The sequence below is a fragment of the Micromonospora avicenniae genome (assembly GCF_900156065.1).
GTDB classification, from domain to species: Bacteria; Actinomycetota; Actinomycetes; order Mycobacteriales; family Micromonosporaceae; genus Micromonospora; species Micromonospora avicenniae.
Window position 1 is genome coordinate 67,743 of record NZ_FTNF01000001.1, and the last position, 21,953, is coordinate 89,695.

General features: G+C 72.8%; 19 protein-coding genes and 1 pseudogene. 8 read left to right on the forward strand and 12 right to left on the reverse strand.

Annotation, left to right across the window (positions count from 1 at the left end; all coding sequences use genetic code 11):
- Window positions 1–7: 7 nt before the first annotated feature.
- The 4 genes from BXA10_RS00320 to BXA10_RS00335 form a co-directional block, all read right to left on the reverse strand.
- The gene (locus BXA10_RS00320; protein WP_076466535.1) at window positions 8–1,111 is read right to left on the reverse strand and encodes a threonine aldolase family protein; all 1,104 of its coding nucleotides are present in this window, start codon (window positions 1,109–1,111) and stop codon (window positions 8–10) included.
- A 242-nt stretch (window positions 1,112–1,353) separates the two neighbouring features.
- A complete protein-coding gene (ychF, locus tag BXA10_RS00325; RefSeq protein ID WP_076466536.1) occupies window positions 1,354–2,439 on the reverse strand; it encodes a redox-regulated ATPase YchF in 1,086 nt (361 codons plus the stop codon).
- A gap of 123 nt (window positions 2,440–2,562) precedes the next feature.
- Window positions 2,563–3,330, reverse strand: a complete 768-nt coding sequence (locus tag BXA10_RS00330) for a Type 1 glutamine amidotransferase-like domain-containing protein (RefSeq protein ID WP_175649071.1) — start codon at window positions 3,328–3,330, stop codon at window positions 2,563–2,565.
- 53 nt (window positions 3,331–3,383) lie between these two features.
- The gene (locus BXA10_RS00335) at window positions 3,384–3,896 is read right to left on the reverse strand and encodes a MarR family winged helix-turn-helix transcriptional regulator (protein ID WP_245828074.1); all 513 of its coding nucleotides are present in this window, start codon (window positions 3,894–3,896) and stop codon (window positions 3,384–3,386) included.
- A gap of 86 nt (window positions 3,897–3,982) precedes the next feature.
- On the opposite strand from BXA10_RS00335, the pseudogene BXA10_RS00340 reads away from it, so the two are divergent.
- Window positions 3,983–4,750, forward strand: a pseudogene (locus tag BXA10_RS00340) (EamA family transporter); the annotation flags it as partial.
- Between the two features lie 121 nt (window positions 4,751–4,871).
- Here BXA10_RS00340 and BXA10_RS30275 read toward each other — a convergent pair.
- Together BXA10_RS30275 and BXA10_RS00345 are read right to left on the reverse strand one after the other, a co-directional pair.
- A complete protein-coding gene (locus tag BXA10_RS30275; protein ID WP_245828076.1) occupies window positions 4,872–5,408 on the reverse strand; it encodes a hypothetical protein in 537 nt (178 codons plus the stop codon).
- 135 nt (window positions 5,409–5,543) lie between these two features.
- Window positions 5,544–5,933, reverse strand: a complete 390-nt coding sequence (locus BXA10_RS00345; RefSeq protein WP_076466538.1) for a winged helix-turn-helix transcriptional regulator — start codon at window positions 5,931–5,933, stop codon at window positions 5,544–5,546.
- Window positions 5,934–6,001: 68 nt separating this feature from the next.
- Between BXA10_RS00345 and BXA10_RS00350 the strand changes: the two genes are divergently transcribed.
- The 6 genes from BXA10_RS00350 to BXA10_RS00375 all read left to right on the forward strand — a co-directional run bounded on the left by BXA10_RS00350 (window position 6,002) and on the right by BXA10_RS00375 (window position 14,280).
- The gene (locus BXA10_RS00350) at window positions 6,002–6,901 is read left to right on the forward strand and encodes an LLM class flavin-dependent oxidoreductase (RefSeq protein ID WP_076466539.1); all 900 of its coding nucleotides are present in this window, start codon (window positions 6,002–6,004) and stop codon (window positions 6,899–6,901) included.
- Window positions 6,898–8,226: an FAD-binding oxidoreductase gene (locus BXA10_RS00355; RefSeq protein WP_076466540.1), complete on the forward strand. Its 1,329-nt coding sequence runs from the start codon at window positions 6,898–6,900 to the stop codon at window positions 8,224–8,226. Before BXA10_RS00350 ends, BXA10_RS00355 begins: the two co-directional genes overlap by 4 nt.
- Before the next feature lie 94 nt (window positions 8,227–8,320).
- Complete coding sequence (locus BXA10_RS00360) at window positions 8,321–9,835, forward strand: DNA-3-methyladenine glycosylase 2 family protein (protein ID WP_076466541.1); 1,515 nt, start codon at window positions 8,321–8,323, stop codon at window positions 9,833–9,835.
- Entirely contained in the window at window positions 9,832–10,344 is a 513-nt protein-coding gene (locus tag BXA10_RS00365) for a methylated-DNA--[protein]-cysteine S-methyltransferase (protein WP_076466542.1), read from the forward strand. Before BXA10_RS00360 ends, BXA10_RS00365 begins: the two co-directional genes overlap by 4 nt.
- 37 nt (window positions 10,345–10,381) lie before the next feature.
- Window positions 10,382–12,286 (forward strand): ABC transporter ATP-binding protein, encoded by a 1,905-nt coding sequence (locus BXA10_RS00370; protein ID WP_076466543.1) that lies wholly within the window; start codon window positions 10,382–10,384, stop codon window positions 12,284–12,286.
- A 161-nt stretch (window positions 12,287–12,447) separates the two neighbouring features.
- Entirely contained in the window at window positions 12,448–14,280 is a 1,833-nt protein-coding gene (locus BXA10_RS00375) for an ABC transporter ATP-binding protein (RefSeq protein WP_076467272.1), read from the forward strand.
- Between the two features lie 10 nt (window positions 14,281–14,290).
- Here the strand turns inward: BXA10_RS00375 and BXA10_RS00380 are convergent, their stop codons facing one another.
- Window positions 14,291–14,953, reverse strand: a complete 663-nt coding sequence (locus BXA10_RS00380; protein WP_076466544.1) for a nitroreductase family protein — start codon at window positions 14,951–14,953, stop codon at window positions 14,291–14,293.
- 55 nt (window positions 14,954–15,008) lie between these two features.
- Between BXA10_RS00380 and valS the strand changes: the two genes are divergently transcribed.
- The gene (valS, locus tag BXA10_RS00385; RefSeq protein ID WP_076467274.1) at window positions 15,009–17,573 is read left to right on the forward strand and encodes a valine--tRNA ligase; all 2,565 of its coding nucleotides are present in this window, start codon (window positions 15,009–15,011) and stop codon (window positions 17,571–17,573) included.
- A 105-nt stretch (window positions 17,574–17,678) separates the two neighbouring features.
- Here the strand turns inward: valS and BXA10_RS00390 are convergent, their stop codons facing one another.
- The 5 genes from BXA10_RS00390 to BXA10_RS00410 form a co-directional block, all read right to left on the reverse strand.
- Entirely contained in the window at window positions 17,679–18,326 is a 648-nt protein-coding gene (locus BXA10_RS00390; protein ID WP_245828078.1) for a hypothetical protein, read from the reverse strand.
- A gap of 128 nt (window positions 18,327–18,454) precedes the next feature.
- Entirely contained in the window at window positions 18,455–19,165 is a 711-nt protein-coding gene (locus BXA10_RS00395) for an ABC transporter permease (RefSeq protein WP_076466546.1), read from the reverse strand.
- A gap of 1 nt (window position 19,166) precedes the next feature.
- Window positions 19,167–20,120, reverse strand: a complete 954-nt coding sequence (locus BXA10_RS00400; RefSeq protein WP_076466547.1) for an ABC transporter ATP-binding protein — start codon at window positions 20,118–20,120, stop codon at window positions 19,167–19,169.
- The gene (locus BXA10_RS00405; RefSeq protein ID WP_076466548.1) at window positions 20,117–20,998 is read right to left on the reverse strand and encodes an ABC transporter permease; all 882 of its coding nucleotides are present in this window, start codon (window positions 20,996–20,998) and stop codon (window positions 20,117–20,119) included. The genes BXA10_RS00400 and BXA10_RS00405 overlap by 4 nt, the downstream gene beginning before the upstream one ends.
- Window positions 20,991–21,905 (reverse strand): ABC transporter ATP-binding protein, encoded by a 915-nt coding sequence (locus BXA10_RS00410; protein ID WP_076466549.1) that lies wholly within the window; start codon window positions 21,903–21,905, stop codon window positions 20,991–20,993. Before BXA10_RS00410 ends, BXA10_RS00405 begins: the two co-directional genes overlap by 8 nt.
- Window positions 21,906–21,953 lie beyond the last annotated feature (48 nt).

Below are 21,953 nucleotides of genomic sequence, written 5' to 3' on the forward strand. Positions count from 1 at the left end.
CGACCGGTCAGTCCCGCAGAGCGCCGGCGACGTGGAGGAACCGTTCGCCGATCTCGACGACGTCTTCGGCGCTCCATTCGAGGCCGGGCCCGGCGACGGTGACCTCGGCTCTCGACACGCCCGGCACCTCGGTCTCCTGCCAGCCGCCGACGAACCACACCTTTTCCTTCTCGGCGAGCGCCAGCGCCGCGTCGTTGAGCGTCTTTGCCGGATGGGGTAGCCAGAGCCGGAACTGGTGCGTGTGCGGCGGGTCCGGATACACCCGCGCCCCCGGCAGCGTGGCGAGGGCCGCGGCGACCGTCCGGGCGTGTCGGACGTACTCGGGGACGCGCGGCAGCACCCTGTCGAGTCCGGCGAGGGCGCTGAGGGCAGCCGGCCACTGCTGGAACAGCTGACCGCCGTATCGGTGCCGCCAGACCCGCGCGTACGCGGCCAGTTCCGTGGTGCCGGCGAGCACCGCGCCGCTGATGCCGCCGAGCGTCTTGTAGAACGAGACGTAGGTGCTGTCGGCGAGGCCGGCGATCTCGCTGAGGGTGTGCGCCAGGTACGGGGTGGACTCCCAGATCCGTGCGCCGTCGAAGTGCACGCGCGCCCCGATCGCACGCGCCGCGGCGCACGCGGCCACGAGTTCGTCCCAGCTAGGGAGCACGAAACCCGCGTCGCGCAGCGGGAGTTCGAAGACGACGGTGCTCACCGGTTCGGCCAGCGCGCTTATCTCGTCAGCGGTGGGGTTGCGGGGCATGGTCGTCGGCCACGTGCTGCGCAGGCCACCCAGGTGGGCGAGGGCGTGCCGCTCGTGCACCTCCTGGTGCCCGAGCGGGTGCAGGGCGGCCGTGCGACGCCCGCTGCGGTCCGCGCCGTAGCGCAGTGCCACCTGCTGCGCCATCGTGCCCGTGGGGAAGAAGACGGCGGCCTCGGCGCCGAGGAGTTCCGCGACCCGCTCCTCCACCGTGGCGACCGGTCCGTCGCCGTAGAAGTCGGGCTGGCCGTCCAGGTCCCCGCCGGCGGCCAGCGCGGCGAGGTGGTCCCGCATGGTGGCCGGCCGGGCCCCGGAGAGGATTCGGTCGGAGGCCGCCTGAGCGGCCAGCCGGCGCTGCCTTGTGTCGTGCATTCGCAGATCGTCGCAGACGACCCACCCACCGGCGGCAGGTCACTCCCCCGACACCGGTGGTGGACGTGTGGACGCCGCTCCCTGTCGAGCTGCCCCGGATATGGGGCGTCCCATTTCCGGGGCGGCTCGACAGGATCTCAGCGCGGGTCGCGGGCGGCCGCCGACACGCGTCCGGCCCCGCGACCGGCCGCCGGCCTCACCGTGCGCCTGGCTCGGATCGCTGCTGCGGAGACCGGCCGGATTCAGACGTTGAAGCGGAACTCCACGACGTCGCCGTCCTGCATGACGTACTCCTTGCCCTCGATCCGGACCTTGCCGGCCGCCTTGGCGGCGGCCATGCTCCCGGCCGCGACCAGGTCGTCGTAGGAGACCACCTCGGCCTTGATGAAGCCGCGCTGGAAGTCGGAGTGGATCACACCGGCGGCCTCCGGCGCGGTCGCGCCGATCGGGACGGTCCAGGCCCGCGCCTCCTTGGGACCGGCCGTGAGGTACGTCTGGAGCCCGAGCGTGCGGAACCCGACCCGGACCAGCTGGTCCAGGCCCGGCTCGTTCTGCCCGATCGACTCGAGCAGCTCGCGGGCCTCGTCCTCCGGCAGGTCCACCAGCTCCGACTCGATCTTGGCGTCCATGAAGATCGCCTCCGCCGGGGCGACGAGCGCACGCAGCTCGTCGAGGAACTCGCCGTTGCCGAGCTCGGCCTCGTCGACGTTGAAGACGTAGAGGAACGGCTTCGTGGTGAGCAGGTGCAGCTCCCGCAGGTGTTCCAGCTCGATGCCCGCGTCCTTGGCGCCCGCGTACAGGGTGACGCCGGTGTCCAGCAGCTCGACGGCCTTCTTCGCGGCGGTCAGCGCGGCGGCGCGGTCCTTGCGGAGCTTGGCCTCCTTCTCCAGCCGCGGCACCGCCTTCTCCAGCGTCTGGATGTCGGCCAGGATCAGCTCGGTGTTGATCGTCTCGATGTCGTCGGCTGGGGACACCTTGCCGTCGACGTGCACCACGTTCGGGTCGGAGAAGGCGCGGACCACCTGGCAGATCGCCGAGGCGTCCCGGATGTTCGCGAGGAACGCGTTGCCTCGGCCCTGCCCCTTCGAGGCGCCGCGCACCAGGCCGGCGATGTCGACGAACGACACCGGCGCGGGCAGCACCTTCTGCGAGCTGAAGATCTCGGCGAGCTTGTGCAGCCGCTCGTCGGGCAACCCGACAACGCCGACGTTGGGCTCGATCGTGGCGAACGGGTAGTTCGCCGCGAGCACGTCGTTCTTGGTCAGCGCATTGAACAGGGTGCTCTTGCCGACGTTGGGCAGGCCGACGATGCCGATGGTGAGACTCACGACGAGCCAGCTTACGCCGACGACCTCCGCCCCCGGGAACGCGGTGCGGTGTTCGCGCGGCGGGTCGTCGGACCGGGTCGTCCTTGCCGGACGGGGACGCCGGAACTGCCACGCCCCGGTCGGTCAGGCCTCGAGCAGGCGCGGGGTGATGACGGTCTCCGATACGGTGCCGTTCGCGGCCCGGCTCACCTCGTACGCCGAGACGCCCTCCCGGTCCGCGACCGCCTCGACCAGCTTGTCGCGCCGGTAGACGAGACCGACGCCGTCGTCGGTGCAGTGCGAGACGGGCAGCGTGCCGTCGCCGACCAGCCGGTGGATCAGGGGGCGGCGCTGCTCCTCGCTGTCGTAGTGCACGCCGTTGCCGTACGGCAGCCAGCCGAGCCCGTCGGTGTACGCCCGCAGCTGCGGCCCGAAGCTGTCGGTGGCACCGCCCTTGTGCCAGCAGATCGAGCCGGCGGAGACCCCGCCCAGGACCACCCCGGCCTGCCAGCACTCGTGCAGGATCTCGTCGAGGCCGTGCACCCGCCAGACCGCGAGCAGGTTGGCCACGCTGCCGCCGCCGACCCAGATGACGTCCTGGGCGAGCAGGTGGGCGCGGATGTCGTCGACGTTCGGCATCGGGAAGAGCGCCAGGTGCGACATGCGGAACCGGGTGCCCGCGAAGGCACCGTAGAGCGCGGTGAACGTGGTGGGCTGGTCGCCGACCGCCTGCCCCAGGTAGCAGATGCGCGGTTCCGGTCCGGCCTGGGCCAGTTCCGCGGCGAGCTCGAAGATCGGCCCCGGCCGCAGGTCGTACGGCCCGCGGCGGCGGCTGAAGAAGCCCATGCTGGTGGCGAGGATGGTCGGTTCGCTGGCGGGCACGGTCGTCCTTCCGTCGAGTCCGCCACCCATCCTGCCCCAGCCCGCGCCACCGGCCGGGAGGCGGGTCGGGGTCCGCGCCGGGCTCAGCGCCCGCCGTCGGCGGCGCCGGCGAGCAGGGTACGGAGCAGGTCGGCGAGGCGCTCCTGGTCCTCCGGCGGCAGGGTGTCCAGCACCCGGCGCTGGACGGCCAGCCCGGCCTCGGCGGCCTCCTCGATCACCCGTCGGCCGTTCTCGGTGAGGGTGACCTGAAGGCCGCGCCGGTCGGTCGGGTCGGGTGAACGGCGGACCAACCCGGCCCGCTCCAGCCGGTCCAACCGGCCGGTCATGCCGCCGGAGGTGAGCATCAGCGACGCGGTGAGCGCCTTCGGTGCCAGGGTGTACGGCTCACCGGAGCGGCGCAGCGCGGCGAGCACGTCGAACTCGCCCCGGCCGATCCCCCAGCGGGCGTAGACGCGCTCCTGCTCGTCGCCGACCAGCCGGGCCAGCCGGTAGATCCGGCCGAACACGGCCATCGGCTCGGGACGCATGCCGGGGCGCTCCCGCCGCCACTGCTCGACGATGCCGTCCACGTCGTCCCGGGTCACCCGCTTCGCCACATCCGGATTCTGCCGCACTCCGCACTTCCGATCTCTCTTAGCTATAAGTATCTTAGCAGTAAGCTTCTTAGTCGTGAGGAGTTGCCATGGAGCGCCGCTGGGCCGACGTGCTGCTGACCGCTGCCGCCCCCACCGCCTGGGGCACGACCTACCTGGTGACCAGTGAACTACTGCCGCCCGGCCACCCGATCTGGTCCGGCGCGCTGCGGGCTCTCCCGGCCGGGCTGCTGCTGCTCGCGCTGACTCGACGCCTCCCCCATGGCCGCTGGTGGTGGCGCTCCGCCGCGCTCGGGGCGCTCAACATCGGCGCGTTCTTCCCGCTGCTGTTCCTCGCCGCGTACCGGCTGCCCGGCGGCACCGCCGCGGTACTCGGCGCCGTACAGCCGCTGATGGTCGCCGGACTGACCATGCTGGTGCTCCGCGAGCGCCCCCGCGCCCTGGCCGCCGCCGTCGTCGCGCCGCTGGGCGTGACCCTGGTGGTGCTGCGCCCCGACGCCGGCCTGGACCCGGTGGGCGTCACGGCCGGACTCGCCGGCGCCGCCGCGATGGCGGCCGGCCTGGTGCTGACCCGCCGCTGGGGACGCCCCGACGGGGTGGGCACGCTTACCGTCACCGGCTGGCAGCTCACCGCCGGCGGGCTGATGGTGGTGCCGCTCGCCCTCCTCGCGGAGGGCTGGCCGCCGGCGCCCGACCTGCCGGCCCTCGCCGGGTACGCGTGGCTCACGCTGGCCGGCACCGCGCTCGCGTACGCGGTGTGGTTCCGGGGAGCCGCCCGCTTGCCAGTCACCCAGGTGTCGCTGCTCGGCGCGCTCAGCCCGCTGACCGCCGCAGTGCTCGGCTGGGTGGTGCTCGACCAGTCGTTCACAGGCTTGCAGCTCGCCGGGTTCGCCCTCGCAGTCGGCGCCACCGCGCTGGGCCAGCGCCCGTCCCGGGACGACGGCCGGCTCCGGCCGGCCGCGCCGCGCCGTCTTCGCCTCAGCCGCGCCGGAGCTGGCGCGGCACGATCGCCCCGAACGGCCGGACCGACCCGGTGGACGCGAGCGGCTCCTCGCTCGGCAGGCCCTGGAACAATTCAGGTGGACGGTCATCCGGAGGCAGCTCGCGGAACGCGGCGAGCGGCAACGTGAACCGGTCCTCCGCCGCCGGCCCGGCCGCCTGGGACTCACGGAGCATCCAGCGCACCTCGTCGGCGGTCCAGCCCAGCCCGGAGCGGCCGGCGATGTTCCGGACGAGACGCAGGCCGGGCCGGGTGTCGTCGTCGTAGAAGCGCATGCACCAGTGGTGTGCCCACATGCCGAGCGCCCGGAGCCCGTCGGCGTCGAGCGAACGGACCAGCCGACCGCAGGCGGTGTCAGCGAAGGAGCGGGTGGGGTCGTCGGCACGGTCCCGCTCGATCGCACCCACGGCAGCCGGCGCCACGGCGCGCATCCGGCGGTAGAAGCCCTGGAGCACGGCCCGGTCCAGCGGAGGATGGTCGCTCCGCGTCGTTCCCGGACCCGCCACGCTCGCCATCGCCGTACCCCTTCTTGAGTTGGTGGCCGGACGGTACCTCCCACTACCGACACTTTCGACGGCGAGGGCGGAACCACCCAGACGGACCCGGACGTCGCACGGCCGGGGCTACCGGCGGCAACGCCCGGTCGAGCTTCAGTCGCTCGCACCCTTTCCCGCGTCCGCCCGGGCCTGCGGGGCGCGTAGCCGCCGGTGGCTCCAGTCGATCAGCGGCTGGAGCAGCGACATCAACTCCTGGCCGTCGGCGCTGGGGGCGTAGCGGATCTGGACCGGGGAGGACGGAATCACCGTCCGCTCGACCAGGCCGTCGGACTCGAGTTCCTTGAGTCGCTGGGCGAGGAGCCGGTCGGAGATGCCGGTCACGGCGGCCCGGTACTCCCCGAACCGGCGTGCGCCACGCATCCCGGCCAGCAGGATCGCCCCGGTCCACCGCCGGCCGACCAGCTCGAGGGAGTCCTGGAAGACCCGGCAACCGGCGTCGTCGATGTTCTGGTAGCGCCGCAGGGCGGCAACCTCCGCACTCATCACTTACCAAAGGTTAGTAACTAACCTAGGGTTTGCCCACCCTGTGGTCGGTCCCCACGCTTGGTTCCATGACCGACTACCGCCAAGCGATCACCTTCGGCCTGAGCCTCGACCCGTCAAGCGAGAAACTTCCCGAAACGCGACATCTGGCCCGCGCCGCCGCGGCGAGCGGCTTGGCGTACCTGGCCGTACAGGACCACGCCTACCAGCCTGGACACCTCGACACCTGGACACTGATCAGCCACCTCGCCGCCGAGACCGATCGGATCTCGTTCCTCACCGACGTGGCCGACCTGCAACTGCGCCCACCGACCATGCTCGCCAAGGCCGGCGCGTCGCTGAGCGTGCTCACCGGCGGCCGAGTCGTCCTCGGCATCGGCGGCGGCCCCAGCTCGGACGCCGTCGCGGCAATGGGCGGCCCCCGGCGCAGCGGCGCGGAGACGATCACGTACATCGCGGAAGGGCTGCAGATCATGCGCCGGGCGTTGGCCGGGGACGCCGTCCAGTACCTCGGCGAGCAGCACACGGTCGAGGGGTACCGGGCCGGACCGGTGCCACCCACGCCCGTGCCGCTCTGGCTCGGCGGTCAGCGGCCCCGCATGCTGAAGGTCGCCGGCCGGTACGCCGATGGCTGGATCTCGCCGCTCAACATCTACGTGCCGCCCGCCGAAGTGCCGGCCCGGCAGCAGATCATCGATGACGCCGCCCGCGCCGCCGGCCGCGCCCCGACCGAGATCCGCCGCATCTACAACGTCATCGGCGCGATCGGCCCGAACGGCGGCGGCACCGGCCTCGTCGGCGACGCCCAACTCTGGGTCGACACCCTGACCCGGTGGGCGGTCGACCTCGGCTTCGACACGTTCATCTTCTGGCCGACCACGTCGCCGCGCTCGCAACTGCGTGCGTTCGCCGACCGGGTGGTCCCGGCCGTCCGTGAGCAGGTACGCGAGATCAGGGAGCAGCGATGATTGCCCTTCCCGAGTCACTGAGCGGCAGGCTCGTCACACCCGGCGACCGCCGGTACGCGACGTTGCGCTCGACGTACACCACCCGGCACTCCCCGGCCGAGGTGCTGCTGCCGCAGACCGCACGGCAGGTGGTCGACGCCGTCCGGTACGCCCGGGAACGGGGACTGGCCGTCGCGGTACGCAGCGGCGGACACGGCCTCGCCGGCACCTCGTTCAACGACGGCGGCTTGGTGATCGACCTCTCCGCCCTGAACCGGGTCGACGTGCTCGACGAACGGTCCCGGCTGGTCCGGGTCGAGGCGGGCGCGCGCTGGGCGGTGGTGGCGAAGACACTGGCCCCGTACGGCCTGGCGATCAGCTCTGGCGACCACGGCAACGTGGGCGTGGGCGGGCTCGCCACCGGCGGCGGCGTCGGCTGGCTGGTCCGCCGGTTCGGGCTGACCATCGACCGGGTCAGGGCGGTGGAGGTGGTGCTCGCGGACGGGACGCTGATCCGCGCGGACGCCGAGCACGAGCCCGAACTGTTCTGGGTCGTTCGCGGCGCCGGGGCGGGCGTCGGGGTCGTGGTGGCGTTCGAGATCGAGGCCGAGGAGATCCGTAACGTCGGGCTGGCGCAGCTCGCCGTCGAGGCCACCCCGGACGGCGCCCCGGTACGGCAGTGGGCGGAGCACCTGGCGCAGGCTCCCCGGGAGTTGAGCAGTGCCGCCGTGCTCTTCCCGTACGGCCGTTCCATCGTCATGCAGATCACCGCGGTGGTGGCCGCCGAGAGCATGCGCCGGGCGCGCCCGCTCATCGAACCGCTGCTCGCCATCGGCCGACTGCTGGAGCAACGCACCGATCTCGTGCCCTACCCGGCCCTGGTGCCGACCAGTCACCTGCATGCGAACGTCGGACAACAGCCGAGCCTGACCACCAACAGCCTGCTCACCATGGACGACACCGCCGCCCGGGCGATCATGCGGGCGGCGGCCGGCCCGGAGCGGACGCTGGTGCAGTTGCGATCGGTGGGCGGCGCGGTCAACGATGTCGCCCCGACGGCGACGGCGTACCCACACCGGCACCAGGACACCCTGGCCGTCGGCTCGGTCTTCCCGCCGCTGGACGGACCCGCTCTGGACGCCGCCTGGCGTGGAGTCGCGGCGCGCTCCGACGGCGCGTACGTCAACTTCGAGAGCCGGCCGGACCGGGCGGCGTTCGACCGGATCTACCCCGGCGAGACCGGCCGGCGGGTGGCGGAACTGTGGCAGCGGTACGACCCGGACGCCGTGTTCCGCCCCGCACTGTTGGACGCTCGGCGGGACCGTACGGGCGACCGCAGGCGCTGACGACGGACCCGGGCGGCACGGTGGCTGATCGGGCGGTACGGCCACGTCCGATTCCCGCCAGCCGACGCCGCGCCGGTGGGGGCATCATCGGTGCGTGGAGTTGGACTTCGAGCGGTGCTACCGGGCGGTCGACAGCCGTGACCAGCGGTTCGACGGCTGGTTCTACACCGGCGTGACGTCGACCGGGATTTACTGCCGGCCGTCCTGCCCGGCCACCACGCCGAAGCGGCAGAACGTCCGGTTCTTCCCGTCCGCGGCGGCGGCGCAGGGTGCGGGACTGCGCGCCTGCCGCCGCTGCCGGCCCGACGCCGCGCCCGGCTCACCCCAGTGGGACGTCCGCGCCGACGTGGTCGGCCGGGCCATGCGGCTGATCGCGGACGGCGTGGTCGACCGGGAGGGTGTGCCGGGGCTGGCCACGCGGCTCGGTTACACCGAACGGCACCTGCACCGGATGCTGCACGCCGAGGTCGGGGCGGGGCCGCTCGCGCTGGCCCGGGCGCAGCGGGCGCAGACCGCCCGGATCCTGATCGAGACGACCGGGCTCGGCATGGCCGAGGTCGCGTTCGCGGCGGGGTTCGGCAGCGTACGGCAGTTCAACGACACCGTCCGGGAGGTCTACGGCGTAGCACCGACGGAGCTGCGCCGGTCCCGCGGCCAGCGGCGCGTCGCGGGCGGCGCGGGGACGATCGCGCTCCGGCTCGCGTACCGCCCGCCGCTGCACGCCACCGCGTTGCTGGACTTCCTCGCGCTGCGTGCGCTGCCGGGGGTCGAAGAGGTCCGGGACGGGACGTACCACCGGGGGCTGCGGTTGCCGCACGGCTCGGGCGAGGTGGCGCTGACGCCGGCGGACGGTTACGTGTCGGCGGTGCTACGCCTGACCGACATGCGTGACCTGTCCCCGGCGGTGGCCCGCTGCCGCCGCCTGCTCGACCTGGACGCGGACCCGGAGGCCGTGGACGGCACGCTCGGCGCGGACCCCGCGTTCGCCGCCGCCGTCGCGGCCGAGCCGGGCATCCGGCTGCCCCGCTCGGTGGACGGCTTCGAGATGGCGGTACGCGCGATCGTCGGTCAGCAGGTCTCGGTGTCCGCCGCCCGTACGACCCTGGCCCGCCTCCTGGCCCACGCCGCCGCCGAGGCCAACCCCGTTGATCATGAGGTTGACGGCCTTGTGGATCTCCGTAACGCCCGCCAACCTCATGATCACGGCGCGCTCGGCGACCTGGAGCGGGGGTTGCGGGGGTTTCCGGGCGCGGAGCAGATCGCGGGGTTGCCGGACTCGGCGTTCCGGATGCCGGCGGGGCGGCGGGAGACGATCCGGGGGCTGGCCCGGGCGGTGGCCGAGGGCGAGCTCGAACTCGCGCCCGGCGGGGACCGGGAGGAGACCGTCCGGCGGCTGATGGCGCTGCCCGGAGTCGGCCCCTGGACCGCCGGATACGTCGCGATGCGCGCGCTCGGCGACCCCGACGTCCTGCTCCCCACCGACCTGGCCGTTCGGCGCGGCGCGGCCGCGCGCGGCCTGCCCGACGACCCGAAGACCCTGGCCGCGTACGCGGACCGCTGGCGACCCTGGCGGTCCTACGCGGTGATCAGACTCTGGAGAACCGTATGAACACTGTAGACAGTGCCGTGCTGGCCACCCCGGCCGGCCCGCTGAGCATCCTGGCCGGCACCGACGGGGCGGTTCGGGCGGCCGGTTTCACCGACGCCCCCGAGGCCCTGCTGCCACTCGTCCACCCGGCGCTACGGGCACCGCTCCGGCACCGGACCGACCTCGGCCCGGTGACCACGGCCGTCCGTTCCTATCTCGACGGTGACCTGACCGCTATCGACGCGGTACCCGTCGAGCAGCGCACCGGCGGCGAGTTCCTGACGCACGCCTGGCAGGTGCTGCGTGACGTGAAGCCGGGCGAGCCGGTGACGTACACCGGATTCGCCGGGCTCGCCGGACGACCGCTGGCCGTACGGGCCGCCGCGGCGGCCTGCGCCCGCAACGCGGCCGCGCTGTTCGTGCCCTGCCACCGGGTGCTGCGTACCGACGGGACCCTCGGCGGCTACCGCTGGGGGCTCGACGTGAAGAAGTGGCTTCTCGGTCATGAGCGGCGGTTGACGGCAAGCTGACACCGGCGCGGAGCGCGGTTGACGCTACCGTCGGGTAGTGCCTGCGGAGAGCGACGGCGACCCGTCCGCCCGGGTCGCCGCGGGCCCCCACCCGGTGCACAACCTCTGGCGGCTGCGCCGCTACCTGCGCCCGTACGCGACCGAGTTCGCCTGGGTGCTGCCCGCGGCGTTGGCCGCAACCGGGGCGGGCATCGCCGTACCGCTCGTGGTGCAGCGGGTCGTGGACGGGCCGGTGGCCCGGCGGGACCCGGTCGGTCTGCTCCAGCTCGGCGCTCTCGCGCTGCTGCTGGGACTGGCCGAGGCGGCGCTCATCTTCATCCGCCGCTGGGTGCAGTCCTCCTCCGCCGTCGGCATGGAGGCGGCGCTGCGGGCCGACCTCTACGCCCACCTGCAACGGCTGCCGGCGAGCTTCCACGACCGGTGGCAGTCCGGCCAGTTGCTCTCCCGGATCACCAGCGACCTGTCGGTGATCCGGCGGTTCCTCTCCTTCGGCCTGCTGTTCCTCGTGCTCAACGTGTTGACCTACGCGGTCGTGGTGGTGCTGCTGATCCGCCTGCACCCGGCGTTGGGGCTGCTGGTGGCCGCCAGCGCGGTGCCGCTGTTCCTGATCACCCGCCGGTTCGCCCGGCAGTACCATGCCGCGTCCCGGCGCATGCAGGACCAGCAGGGCGACGTGGCCACCCTGGTCGAGGAGACCGCGCAGGGTCTGCGCACCATGCGGGCGTACGGGCGGGGTCCGCAACTGGCCGCCCGCTTCGGCGTCGCCGCCCGCACCCTGCACGACACCGGGGTCGGCAAGGGTCGGCTGCTGGCCCGCACCTCGGCCCTGCTCGACCTGGTGCCGAACCTGACCCTGGGCGTGGTGCTGGCCGCCGGGGCGGCCGCCGCCGCCCGAGGCGTACTGACGATCGGCGAGCTGGTCGCGTTCGTGAGCCTCCAGCTCATGCTCATCTGGCCGGTGCAGTCACTGGGCTGGATCATCGCGAACGGTCAGGAGGCGGCGACCGCCGCGGACCGGGTCCAGGAGGTGCTCGACACTCCCCCACGGATCGTCGACTCGCCCGGCGCCATCGCGCTGCCCCGCTCGGCCGTACGCGGTCGGCTGAGCTTCGAGCACGTGTCGTTCGCCTACCCGGGCGCGTCGGCGCCGCTGCTGCGGGACGTCGACCTGACCGTCGAGCCGGGCGAGACGCTCGCCCTGGTCGGTGCGACCGGCTGCGGCAAGAGCACACTGCTCTCGCTGGTGCCGCGGCTGCACGACGTGACCGGCGGCCGGATCACCCTGGACGGGCACGACCTGCGGGAGTTGCGGCTCGACTCGCTGCGCCGGCTCGTCGGGGTGGCGTTCGAGGAGCCCATCCTCTTCTCCATGTCGGTCCGGGAGAACCTCACCCTGGGCCGCCCCGACGCCGGTGAGGAGGAGATCCGGGCGGCGCTCGCGCTCGCCCAGGCCGACTTCGCGGACGACCTGCCGTGGGGGCTCGGCACCCGGATCGGGGAGCAGGGGTTCTCCCTCTCCGGCGGGCAGCGGCAGCGGCTGGCGCTGGCCCGCGCGGTGCTGGGCCACCCCGCACTGCTCGTCCTCGACGACCCGCTCTCGGCACTCGACGTACAGACCGAGGCGCTGGTGGAGGCGGCCTTGAAACGGGTGCTGCGCGACTGCACCGCGCTGCTCGTCGTACACCGGCCGTCGACCATCGCGCTGGCCGACCGGGTGGCGCTCATCGAGGACGGCCGCGTCACCGCGGTCGGCCGGCACTCGGAACTGCTCGCCACCGTCCCGGCATACCGCACCCTGCTCTCCGCCGAACCCCCGGACACCGCGCAGCCCGCCGGAACTGTGGCGGACGCCGGGAAACCGCCGACCGCGGACGCACCACCCGGGAGGAACGCGCCATTCTCCGGTGGTACGCCCGACGGGAGCGGGTTGGTGCGGTCGTGACGATCAAAGTGGCCGGCCGGGGTGGCCGGTGGCGGCTGCGGGCCCGCCGTCCGCCCGCGCCGGCGGCCCCGCCACCCGGTACGCGGGACTCCCCAGCGCCCGGCGCTGACGCGCCAACCGAGGCGGCGGGGGCGGCACCGGCCGGCAGCGATGACACCGAACTGTCCCGGTGGCGCGGGCAGGCCACTGATCCGGACGCCGACCGCAGCCGCGCCGAGGAGAACACGCCGGAGGCGCTCGCCCGGCTACGCGTACAAAGTCGTGTGCTCCTGGCGGACCTGCTACGCCCGCACCGGGGCCGCCTCGCCGCGGCGGTGGCGCTGCTGCTCGCCCAGAACGGCGCCGCGATGGCCGGGCCGTACCTCGTCATGCTCGGTATCGACCAGGGCATCGCGCCCCTGCGGGCGGGCGACCCCCGGCCGCTGGTCGCCGTGGCCGGCGCGTTCGGGGCGGCGGCGCTGACCGAGTACGCGGCCCGCCGCGGCTTCCTCACCCTCTCGGCGCGGATCGGCCAGGCCGTCCTGCTCGACCTCCGCCAACGGGTGTACGCGCACTTCCTGCGCCTGTCGGTGGCCTTCCACGAGCGGTACACGTCCGGCCGGATGGTCTCCCGGCTCACCAGCGACCTGGACTCGATCGCCGAGCTGGCCGACGGTGGCATCGACAGCCTCGTGCTCGCCGTGCTCTCCATCGTCTCCGTGGCCGCCATCCTGCTCTGGCTCGACCTTCCGCTGGCCGCCGTGACCCTGCTCGCCTTCCCGTTCCTGTTCTGGCTGTCCCGCTGGTTCGCGCGGGCCTCGGCCGGGGCGTACCGGCGGACCCGCGAGGCGGTGGCCCTCGTCATCGTCCACTTCATCGAGTCGATGCACGGCATCCGTGCCGTCCAGGCGTACCGGCGCGAGCCGCGCAACCAGCGCATCTTCGTCGCGCTCAGTGACGAGTACCGCCGGTCGAGCCTGCGCACCTTCCGGCTGATCGCCACGTACTCACCGGCCATCAAGGTGATCGGCAACGTGACCGTGGCCGCGGTGCTCTGCTACGGCGGCTGGCGGGTGCTCGGCGGGCGGACCGAGATCGGGGTGCTCGCCGCGTTCCTGCTCTACCTCCGGCGTTTCTTCGAGCCGATGCAGGAACTCAGCCAGTTCTACAACTCGTTGCAGTCCGCCACCGCGGCGTTGGAGAAGCTCGCCGGCGTGCTCGACGAGCGGCCGACCGTCGCCGAACCGGCCACGCCGGTCCCGCTGCCGCACGGCCCCGGCCACGGCGAGCTGAGGTTCCGTACGGTCTGCTTCGGCTACCGCACCGGCGCGGCCATCCTCACCGACCTGGAGCTGACCGTGCCGGCCGGGCAGACCGTCGCCCTGATCGGACCGACCGGCGCCGGCAAGTCGACGATCGCCAAGCTGGTCGCCCGGTTCTACGACCCGGTCACCGGCACGGTCAGCCTGGACGGCGTCGACCTCCGCGACGTGGCCGACGCCGACCTGCGCCGGGCCGTGGTCCTGGTGACCCAGGAGAACCACCTGTTCACCGGCACCGTCGAGGAGAACATCAGGTTCGGCCGCCCGGACGCCGACGACGACGCCGTGCGGACGGCCGCGCGCGCGGTCGGGGCGCACGACTTCATCGCCGCCCTGCCCGACGGGTACGCCACCCAGGTGCACCGGCGCGGCGGGCGGCTCTCCGCCGGGCAGCGGCAGCTGGTCGCGTTCGCCCGGGCCTTCCTGGCCGATCCGGCCGTACTGGTGCTCGACGAGGCGACCTCGTCACTGGACGTGCCGACGGAACGGCTCGTACAGCGGGCTCTCGGCACGATCCTGCGAGACCGGACGGCGCTGGTCATCGCGCACCGGCTCTCCACCGTGGAGATCGCCGACCGGGTGCTCGTGCTCGACGGCGGACGGATCGTCGAGGACGGCCCGCCCGATCAGCTCGCCGAGGCGGGCGGCCGGTACGCCGCCCTGCGCCGGCAGTGGCAGGACTCTCTCCGCTGACCGGGAGGGTTCACCAGCGGTCGACGTGCAGTACCTCGTCCAGCGGCTGCCGGATCGCCGGGCGGAAACCTTCACCGGTGTACCAGGCGGTCGGGACCAGCGCCGCCTGGCGTACCTCCTCGGGAAGGCCGAGCAGCTCGGCCACCTCCGCCTCGTACACCAGATGCAGGGTGGTCCAGGCGGTGCCGAGGCCGCGCGCCCGCGCCGCGAGCATGTAGCTCCACACCGCCGGCAGCAACGATCCCCACAGTCCGGCCTGGTTGCCGGCGGCGAACTCACCGCCGCCGGGCAACCGCAGGCACGGCACCAGCAGCACCGGCACCTGCCCCATGCGGTCGCCGAGCCAGGCCAGGCTCTCGGTCACCCGGCGCTGCACCGCCGCCCGGGCCGGGTCGTCCGCGAAGAGGCGGTCCGCCGAGGACTCCGAGTCGAGGTACGCCCGCACCGCCCGCTGGTAGAGCAGGCCGATCTCGGCCCGCAGCATCGGATCGGTGACCAGCACGAAGTGCCACCCCTGCCGGTTGGAGCCGCTGGGCGCCTGCAACGCGATCTCCAGGCACTCACGAACCAGCTCCATGGGCACCGGGCGGGTCAGGTCCAGCCGGCGACGGACCGTACGGGTGGTGGTGAGCAACTCGTCGGGGCTCAGCGGAAGCGTCGGCACGAATTGCATCGTGTCACGCGTCAACCGCGTGGTCCGGCCGTTGGCGGCTGCCTACGATCGCAGGATGACTGATACGGCGAGTAGGGCGCGCACCGGCGTCCCCGAGCGTCCGACCCTGGACGGCATCGAGGAGACGTGGGCGCGTCGCTGGCAGGAGGAGGGCACGTACGCGTTCGACCGGGCGAAGCAGCGGTCCGACGTGTACTCCATCGACACGCCACCGCCCACCGTATCGGGCGAGCTGCACATGGGGCACGTCTTCTCGTACACGCACACGGACACTGTTGCCCGGTTCCAGCGGATGCGCGGCAAGGCCGTGTTCTACCCGATGGGCTGGGACGACAACGGCCTGCCCACCGAGCGCCGGGTGCAGAACGTCTACGGCGTGTGGTGCGATCCCGAGCTGCCGTACGACCCGGCCTGGCGTCCGCCGGCCACCCCGGTGACCGACGAGGCCCGCAAGAACCCGACCCCGATATCCCGGCGTAACTTCATCGAGCTCTGCGAACGGCTCACCGTCGCCGACGAGCAAATCTTCGAGGCGCTGTGGCGGCGGCTCGGCCTGTCGGTGGACTGGTCGTACACGTACACCACGATCGGTCGGATTGCGCGGGCCACCAGCCAGCGGGCGTTCCTGCGCAACCTGGCGCGGGGCGAGGCGTACCAGGCGGAGGCGCCGACGCTCTGGGACGTCGGCTTCGCCACGGCGGTGGCACAGGCCGAGCTGGAGGACCGGGAGCGGCCGGGCGCGTTCCACCGGCTGCGGTTCACCGGCCCGGGCGGGCGCGAGGTGCTGATCGACACGACCCGGCCGGAGTTGCTGCCGGCCTGCGTGGCCCTGGTCTGCCACCCCGACGACGAGCGGTACGCCGACCTGGTGGGCGCGACCGTGCGCAGCCCGCTGTTCGGGGTGGAGGTGCCGGTGCACGCGCACCCGCTCGCCGACCCGGCCAAGGGCACCGGCATGGTGATGGTCTGCACGTTCGGCGACCTCAACGACGTGACCTGGTGGCGCGAGCTGCGACTCGACACCCGGGTCGTGATCGGGCGGGACGGCCGGCTGCTGCCGGAAACCCCGGCCGGCGTGCCGGCACAGCCGTACGCGGCGCTGGCCGGGCAGACCGTCAACGGCGCCCGCCGCGAGATCGTCGGGATGCTGGCCGACGCGGGTGACCTGATCGGCGAGCCACGTGCCATCACCCACCCGGTGAAGTTCTACGAGCGCGGCGACCGGCCGCTGGAGATCGTCTCCACCCGGCAGTGGTACCTGCGCAACGGCGGACGAGACGCGCAACTGCGCGAGGAACTGCTCGCCCGGGGCCGGGAGCTGCACTGGGTGCCGGAGCACATGCGGCACCGTTACGACCACTGGGTGGGCGGGCTGACCGGCGACTGGCTGGTCAGCCGGCAGCGCTTCTTCGGGGTGCCGGTGCCGGTGTGGTACCGGCTCGACGACGCTGGCGAGCCGGACCGGTCCCAGCCTCTCACGCCGGACGAGTCCGCGCTGCCTGTTGACCCTTCCAGTGACGCGCCGGCCGGATACGACGAGTCCCAGCGCGGCCGGCCCGGCGGTTTCGTCGGTGACCCGGACGTGCTGGACACCTGGGCCACCTCGTCCCTCAGCCCGCAGATCATCGGCGGCTGGGAGACCGACCCGGACCTGTTCGACCGGGTCTTCCCGATGGACCTGCGGCCGCAGGGGCACGACATCATCCGCACCTGGCTCTTCTCCACCATCGTCCGCTCACATCTGGAGCACGGTGTGCTCCCGTGGCGGGACGCGGAGCTGTCCGGCTGGATCCTCGACCCGGACCGGAAGAAGATGTCGAAGTCCAAGGGGAACGTGGTGACCCCGATGGCGCTGCTGGAACAGAGCGGCTCCGACGCGGTGCGGTACTGGGCGGCCAGCGGTAAGCCCGGCATGGACCTGGCGTTCGACCCGGCCCAGATCAAGATCGGCCGACGGCTGGCGACCAAGGTGCTCAACGCGTCGAAGTTCGCCCTCGGACTGGGTGCCGGCGACGCGCTGCGCGCCGCCGCCACCGAGCCGCTGGACCGCGCCATGCTCGCCGAACTCTCCGGAGTGGTCACGGCGGCGACGACCGCCCTCGAGGCGTACGACCACACCGCCGCGCTGCTGGCCACCGAGTCGTTCTTCTGGCGCTTCTGCGACGACTACATCGAACTGGTCAAGGAGCGCGCCTACGGCTCCGGGCCGGCGGCCGACTCGGCCCGGGCGGCACTGGCCACCGCCCTCTCGGTGCAGTTGCGGCTCTTCGCCCCGGTGTTGCCGTTCGTCACCGAGGAGGTCTGGTCGTGGTGGCGGTACGGCTCGGTGCACCGGGCGCCGTGGCCGACGATGTACGAGGTGGGCCGGGCGATCGAGGGTGAGGGGGATCCGGAGCTGCTGCGGATCGCCGGGGAGGCGCTCAGCCAGGTGCGCCGGGCCAAGTCCGAGCGGAAGCTCTCGATGCGGGCCGAGGTGCCGATCGCCGAGGCGCTCGGTCCGGCCGCTCTGCTGGAGAAACTCACCCTGGTCGCCGACGACCTACGGGCGGCCGGCCGCATCGCCAAGCTGGACCTCCTCCCCGACCGCACGACGGAGCTGGTGATCGCCTCCGCCTTCTGACGACCCCTCCCCGCACTTTGACGGAGAGAGTGGCCTTTCGCGCGCGGAAGGCCACTCTCTCCGTCAAAGAGGCGCCTTCCCCGAGGAGGGGGTGGGGGGTGGGGGTTACCAGGTGCGGAGGAAGCGGAGGCCCAGGAGGAAGGCGACTGCGGCCGGGCCGACCAGCAGGGTGATCGCCTGGAGCCGGTACGGCATCCGGTGCCGGGTCAACTCGGCCGCGTTGCCGAGCACGATCACCCCGGCCAGCATCAGGAACGCGCCCCACCAGCCGGCGTCGCCGAAGTCCACGAGGTGGACGCGGAGCAGCTGGAAGGTCGCGCCGAGCAGGGCCCCGGTCAGCGCGAGCAACGCCACGGCTCGGTGCAGACCCCGGGCCAGTGGATGCGCCGGTCGCCACACGTAGGTGCCGGCGACCGCCAGGCACGGCACCATGATCATTGCAGGCCAGCCGCGTCCCATGACGCCGAACATGAGCAGCGCGCCGGTGGCGAAGACCAGCGCGCCGGCACAGCAGACCACGTAACCGGCGAACGCCCGCCCGCCGCCCCGGGCCAGCAGCGGCCCGCCGCACGCCGCGATGAGCGCGCCGGGGATCAGCACGAAAACCGCCCACCAGTTGAAGCTCCCGCTGCTGCGGGCCAGCGTGGTGGTCGCCGCCGCAGCCAGCCCGGCGACCGCGAGGCTCACCAGCCAGTGCCGCCCGGTCTCCGTGCCCGGCCGCCCCGCCATGACCTGTCCCACTTCTGCGCTCACCGGTCAAGCCTCGCCGACCGGTCGGGCCTGGTCCATCCAGCCAGCCCTACCTTCGTCAGACCGGCAAGCAGGGGCCCCTGCCGTACGCGAAGCGCCGACAGGGGCCCCTACTTGCCGAGCCGTGGGTGTCAGCTGGTTTCGCCCGCCACGCTGAACGAGCGCAGCCGGTCGATCGCCAGGACGGTGAAGCCGACGCTCACCAGCGCGGTCATCACCGCCGCCACCGGCACCGAGACACTGGTCTCCAGCAGGCTGGTCGGCGCCAGCCGGTCGGCGAGGGCGATCACGTACTGCTGGATCGACAGCACCTTCGTGCCGCTCACGAAGTTGCCGAGCAGCCCCTCCCAGATCAGTACGTAGACCAGGCCGAGCAGCACCGGCCGCCGGGTGAGCAGGCTGAGCGCCAGGAACAGTGCCGAGTACGCCAACGCCCCGAGGCAGCCGGCCAGGGCGAGCGCCAGACCGAGGCGTACCGAATGGGCCAGCACGCCCGCGACGTAGAGCGGCACGGCGACGGTGACCGCGGTGACCCCGGTCGCCACCGCGAGCTTCGGCAGCACGATCTGCCAGCGCGGAAGGGGCTTCGTGAGGATGTGCACGACGGTCCCGTCGTCGATCTCCGCGCCGAGAACACCGGTGCCGACGATCAACGCGACCACCGGCAGCACCACGGCCAGCCCGAGGCCGACCAGCACCGGCGGTCCCCACTGGCCCGGGTCCACCCCGAGCGAGCGGGAGAGCACGGCGAGCAGCACCAGGACGACGGGGAGCGGGAAGAGCATCAGGAACCGGCGGCGGCCGAAGAGACCCCGAGCGGTGATCCAGGAAACTGTCGACATCTCAGGCCTCCACCAGGTAGGAGAACACGCTCTCCAGGGATTCGTCCTCGGGCACCAGCTGCCGGACCCGGATGCCCTTGGCCAGGGCGATCCGGGGCAGCGCCCGGGTGAAGGCGCCGTAGTCGCCGGCCCGCACGGTCAGGCCGGTGCGGCCCAGCTCGACCCCGGTGACGGAGGGCTCGGCCATCAGCGCGACGGCCAACGCCCGGTCGTCGGTGGAGTGCACCGCGAAGACGTGCGGCCGGTTGGTCATCAACCGGCGGATCGTGCGGAAGTCGCCGGAGGCGGCGAGGCGGCCGGCGACCATCACCTGGACGGTGCCGGAGACCTGCTCGACCTCTTCCAGGATGTGCGAGCTGAACAGGATGGTCCGGCCGTCGTCACCGAGGCGGTGCAGCAGCTCCATCATGTGCAGCCGCTGCCGCGGGTCCATCCCGTTGAACGGTTCGTCGAGCAGCAGCACCTGCGGGTCGTGGACCAGCGCCGCGGCCACCCGGGTCCGCTGCCGCATGCCCTTCGAGTACGTGCCGATCCGGCGGTCCTGCGCGTCCTCCATCTCGACCAGCGCGATGGCCCGGCGGGCCGCCTCCTCCGGATCCGGCAGCCGGTGCAGCTTCGCGCTGGCCAGCACGAACTCGTGCGCGGTGAGGAACGCGTGCACCGCCTCCCGCTCACTGACCAGACCGAGCCGGCGGTAGACAGCGGGGTTACGCCAGGTCGGCTCGTTGTCGAGGGTGACCGTGCCGCGTGACGGGGCCAGGAAGCCGGCCATCATGTGCAGCAGGGTGGTCTTGCCCGCGCCGTTCGGGCCGAGCAGCCCGGTGACGCCGGGGCCGAGGCGCATGGAGACGTCGTTGACGGCGACCACGTTGCCGTACCACCGGGAGACGCCGTCCAGGTTGAGGGTGGAGGCGGGGGTGGCCGGGGCGGCCGGCTCCGCGCTGATCGTGGTCATCGGGCGGCCACCTTCCGGTATCGCGCGAACAGCAGGGCGACGCAGGCGGCCACCAGCAGCACGGCAACGGCCACGTAGAGCGGCCCGAAGCCGCCGAGCTGATTTCCGGTCTGCCCGCCGGGTACCAGCAGGTCACCGAGGGTGTATTGGCCGACGGCATGGACCAGGGCGGTGGGCGAGCCGAGCATCGCCAGCTCGTTGACCGTGCGGGACGGCATGATCGACAGGATGCCGACGATCGGGGCGGTCATCAGGAACACGGCCACGACGCCGCCGGCCGCGAAGGCCCGCTTGCCCGTGAGCGAGGCGATGAGCAGCCCGACCGAGGCGAAGACCACCGCCCAGAGCGCGGCGTAGAGCAGACCGGGCAGCAGGTCGAGCAACTCGTCCCAGACACCGCTCATCCCGTCCTTGGTGGTGAACGCGGCGCCCAGGAACATCACCAGCTGCGGTGCTCCGAGCAGCAGCCAGAGCGCGCTGCCCAGCGCGGCCAGCTTGGCCAGGGCGTAGTCGCCGCGGGGCAGCGGGCGGGAGAAGTAGAGCGGCAGCACACCGCTGTGCAGATCGCGGGAGACCAGCTCGGGGGCGACCACCGCGACGAAGAAGATGACCAGCCAGCTCATGTTGTCGGCGAACTGGGCGTACGTCATCACCACCTCGCCGAGCTGGCTGCGCACCGCGGTGACGCCGGCGGCGACCAGGGTGACGATGCCGATCACCAGCCAAGGGAAGATCTTGGCCTTGGCGCTGCGGCCCAGCCCGAACGCGGTGCGCAGGCCGTGCAGGTAGAGCGCGCCGAAGACGTGCCGCCGGCCCAGCCGTGGACCGGTGTAGCGCTGGTAGCCGATGTCGTGGATGACGCCGGTCGGCTCAGACATGGCTGGGCTCCCTCGTGGCGAACAGCTCGGCCACCCGGTGCCGGCGCTGGTCGAGCCGGTGCAGCGGCAGGTCCAGCTCGGCGACCGCGCCGAGGATCAGGTCGTAGGTGGCGTCGTCGGCGAGCGGCACGAGCAGCAGCCGCCCGTCCCGGGTCACCGGCAGCTGGAGCGCGGTCAGCCGCGCGGCGAGATCTTCGGTGCCCTCGCTGACCTCCACGGCGAGCACGTCGGTGCTCGTCGTCATGGCCGAGATGTGGTCGGCCCGTAGCAACCGTCCGCCGTCGATGGCGACCAGCGTGTCGCAGATCCGTTCCACCTCGCCGAGCAGGTGCGAGCAGACCAGTACGGAGATGCCGAACTCGGTGCCGATCCGGTGCACCAGGGCCAGCATCGCGTCCCGTCCGGCCGGGTCGAGGCCGTTGGTCGGCTCGTCGAGCAGCAGCAGGTCGGGATCGTGCACCAGCGCCTGGGCGAGCTTTACCCGCTGCTTCATGCCGGTCGAGTAGCCGCCGACCGGGCGGTAGCGCTCCTCGTAGAGCCCGACGTGCCGCAGTGCCTCGGAGGCCCGCTCGCGGGCGACCGTACGCGGCAGACCGCTGATCCGCCCGAGATGAGTGACCAGTTCGGCGGCGGTGAGGTCGGGCGGGAGGGAGTCGTGTTCCGGCATGTATCCGACCCGCGCACGGACGGCTGCCGAATCGGTGGTCGGGTCCAGGCCGAGCACCCGGACCCGTCCGCTGGTCGGGGCCAGCAGGCCGAGCAGGATCTTGATCAGGGTCGACTTGCCCGCGCCGTTCGCGCCGACCAACCCGATGATCCCCGGCTCGACCGCGACGGTGAGGTCGGCCAGCGCCGTGACCGTACCCCCGTACCTCTTGGTCAGCGACTCGGTCGCGATCAGTGTCACGCCGTCCAGCGTAGGCAGGACCGGGTCGTCGTGGGGCCTGCCGCGCCC

Bases quoted from the DNA above. Each gene is read 5' to 3' on its own strand.
- BXA10_RS00320 (WP_076466535.1), bottom strand. From the start codon at position 1,111: ATGCACGACACAAGGCAGCGCCGGCTGGCCGCTCAGGCGGCCTCCGAC.
- BXA10_RS00330 (WP_175649071.1), bottom strand. From the start codon at position 3,330: ATGGGTGGCGGACTCGACGGAAGGACGACCGTGCCCGCCAGCGAACCG.
- BXA10_RS30275 (WP_245828076.1), bottom strand. From the start codon at position 5,408: ATGGCGAGCGTGGCGGGTCCGGGAACGACGCGGAGCGACCATCCTCCG.
- BXA10_RS00345 (WP_076466538.1), bottom strand. From the start codon at position 5,933: ATGAGTGCGGAGGTTGCCGCCCTGCGGCGCTACCAGAACATCGACGAC.
- BXA10_RS00350 (WP_076466539.1), top strand. From the start codon at position 6,002: ATGACCGACTACCGCCAAGCGATCACCTTCGGCCTGAGCCTCGACCCG.
- BXA10_RS00355 (WP_076466540.1), top strand. From the start codon at position 6,898: ATGATTGCCCTTCCCGAGTCACTGAGCGGCAGGCTCGTCACACCCGGC.
- BXA10_RS00365 (WP_076466542.1), top strand. From the start codon at position 9,832: ATGAACACTGTAGACAGTGCCGTGCTGGCCACCCCGGCCGGCCCGCTG.
- BXA10_RS00380 (WP_076466544.1), bottom strand. From the start codon at position 14,953: ATGCAATTCGTGCCGACGCTTCCGCTGAGCCCCGACGAGTTGCTCACC.
- valS (WP_076467274.1), top strand. From the start codon at position 15,009: ATGACTGATACGGCGAGTAGGGCGCGCACCGGCGTCCCCGAGCGTCCG.
- BXA10_RS00395 (WP_076466546.1), bottom strand. From the start codon at position 19,165: ATGTCGACAGTTTCCTGGATCACCGCTCGGGGTCTCTTCGGCCGCCGC.
- BXA10_RS00400 (WP_076466547.1), bottom strand. From the start codon at position 20,120: ATGACCACGATCAGCGCGGAGCCGGCCGCCCCGGCCACCCCCGCCTCC.
- BXA10_RS00405 (WP_076466548.1), bottom strand. From the start codon at position 20,998: ATGTCTGAGCCGACCGGCGTCATCCACGACATCGGCTACCAGCGCTAC.